Origin of the sequence: Halomonas sp. 707B3 (assembly GCF_024158645.1) — a bacterium.
In the GTDB taxonomy this organism is placed as follows: Bacteria; Pseudomonadota; Gammaproteobacteria; order Pseudomonadales; family Halomonadaceae; genus Vreelandella; species Vreelandella lionensis.
In genome coordinates this window covers 1-2113 of record NZ_JAMZBE010000270.1, presented here as the reverse complement: position 1 = coordinate 2113, position 2113 = coordinate 1, and the positions used below count along the sequence as shown (strand labels likewise).

Annotated in this window: 3 protein-coding genes; 2 read left to right on the top strand and 1 reads right to left on the bottom strand. The window is 50.5% G+C overall.

Annotated features, from left to right (window positions below; translation table 11 throughout):
* Positions 1 to 205: 205 nt before the first annotated feature.
* A complete protein-coding gene (locus BIS10_RS18510; protein ID WP_253507693.1) occupies positions 206 to 661 on the bottom strand; it encodes a helix-turn-helix domain-containing protein in 456 nt (151 codons plus the stop codon).
* A 110-nt stretch (positions 662 to 771) separates the two neighbouring features.
* Here BIS10_RS18510 and BIS10_RS18505 point away from each other — a divergent pair, with 110 nt between their 5' ends.
* Positions 772 to 1692, top strand: coding sequence for an Rpn family recombination-promoting nuclease/putative transposase (locus BIS10_RS18505; RefSeq protein WP_301282101.1), 921 nt, complete (start codon positions 772 to 774; stop codon positions 1690 to 1692).
* Positions 1693 to 1996: 304 nt separating this feature from the next.
* Positions 1997 to 2113: AAA family ATPase (locus tag BIS10_RS18970; RefSeq protein ID WP_301281978.1), on the top strand; the 117-nt coding region annotated here is incomplete at its 3' end.

Genomic DNA, 2113 nt, shown 5'->3' with positions numbered 1-2113 from the left:
CCGCGCCAGCGGCAAGCCGATCCATTTGGTGGGCGTTGAGTTTTCAAGCGTTAAGCGGCAGATAGTCGCGTTTGACGTGGAGACACAGCAACCAACCCAAACCGACTCCCTGCATTCGCAATGACCAGAGCGTGAATCAGCAGGCTTCTTAATGGCGCTGGGTAAAGCCCACAAGCATCATAAACAACCGTATAGAAGGAACTCATTAATAGCCCAACCCCAGCGACTGATCAAGCTCAGACAGCTCATTGAGTGCCTGTAGCCGCTTGTTATCTATTGCCTGCTTATAGTGCATTACATCTTTGTACTTTACCTTTCTACGGTTTCCTGAGCGATGATACGGAATATGACCTTCATCTAATATCTTGATCAGCGTAGGACGCGACATCCCCAGCATATCGGCTGCTTCTTGGGTGGTCATTTCAGCATGAACGGGAATGAGCTTCACGGTATTGCCATCACCAAGCTCTGTCAGGATATCCACCAAGAGGCGCAAGGCGCTGACAGGGACTTCCACTTGGTGAAGCCGCCCCTCTTTGTCAGATATAGCGACCTGCTGGGAAGAGGCAGCGGTCTCAACGTAAGCGGCCAGCTCTCGGCTTGATAATTTTGCTAATGTCGCTTCCTCTTCACTGGGAAGCAGTGTCGACATGGCGGCCATAACTTCTCTCCTTTCGGCATGTGTGTTGTTGTCACAATACACACAGGCTGAAGGTTATTCGAATTATTCGAATAAGAATATGGCCGAGGTTATCTCCCCCTGGTGCCAGCATGCACGGACTGCTCAGCCACCCTGAGTTCGTTCAGCAGTTAATGGAAGGGTTTGCACCTCCAGAAATCGTCCAACTGATGAATTTCTCTACGCTCAAAAATCACAGCGGCAATTACATCACGCCCCTGTTCGAGGAGAAATTCGAAGACGTGGTGTGGTCGGTGGAGATCACCTGGGAAGGCCTCACACAAGAGGTTTTAGAGCTTCAGTCGACTGTTGATCGCACTATGCCGATCCGGTTGATGCACTACGTGGCCTGCTTTTACGACCACCTGCTCAAAAATGGCACCACCACCCCGAGCAAAGGGCTACCACCCATTCTGCCTATTGTGCTGTACAACGGCTCTGAGCGCTGGACGGCACGCCAGGATATCTACGACATGGTGTACCCGGAACCACCAGCTTTTCTTCAAGTCTATCAACCACACCTACGGTATTACCTTGTGGATGAAGGGCGCTATACTGATGAAGAGCTGGGGTTACGCCCAACACCGCTGAGCGGCGTGTTCAGTATTGAAAAGGCGTCTGCTGACAGGAAAGGGCTGCAGCAAGCCGTTGATCGCATTGTTGCCATCATACAAGCCTCCCCTGATAAAGAGCGGATAGACAACATTATCACCCGCTGGCTCAAACGATATCTTCAGCGGCTGGGAGCCAAGGCAAACCTAGACCAGCTCACAAGCTTGATGGAGGACAAAGACATGTTGGCAGAAAATCTTGAAAACTGGGCGCAGCAAGAGCACCAAGCGGGCATTGAAAAGGGCACAAAGCTGGGCATTGAAAAGGGCACAAAGCTAGGCATTGAAAAAACTGCTCGCAACTTGCTGAAGCTTGGAGTGCTTAGTAACGAGCAGATTGCCGAGGTAACAGGGTTAGCAATAGAAGACATTTCCAAGTTGCAAGCAGAGACACAACACTAACGGGCTGTTAACAAACCTGGTTCAGTTTCCAAGCTTGGGAGGAAAAAGACATATTGGCTGAAAACATTAAATACATTCCTTCATGCCGAGCGTCACTTGGCTGAATATTGAACGTTCGATAGCATCCCCATTGTATGCTTGCGCTGCTGCTTGATGGCGCTACCCAGCAGCTAATTAGCCCTATGAAACAACCGCCTATTACCTAGCTAATCGCACCATGCAAGCCCGCTAAGCACGAACTAACCCGCACTTCCGCATGCTAGACTACCCATAGTTTGCACAGCGCCACCCTTGGAGGCCAAGCATGTCAGCTACTCATCGCCGTAAACTGCCCATCGGGATTCAGACCTTTTCCGATATTCGCGAAGGCGGCTACTACTATGTCGATAAAACACCGTTCATTGAGAAGCTGGCCAACCAA

Coding starts and splice junctions, on each gene's coding strand:
- BIS10_RS18505 (WP_301282101.1), top strand. CDS start 772: ATGCACGGACTGCTCAGCCACCCTGAGTTCGTTCAGCAGTTAATGGAA.
- BIS10_RS18510 (WP_253507693.1), bottom strand. CDS start 661: ATGGCCGCCATGTCGACACTGCTTCCCAGTGAAGAGGAAGCGACATTA.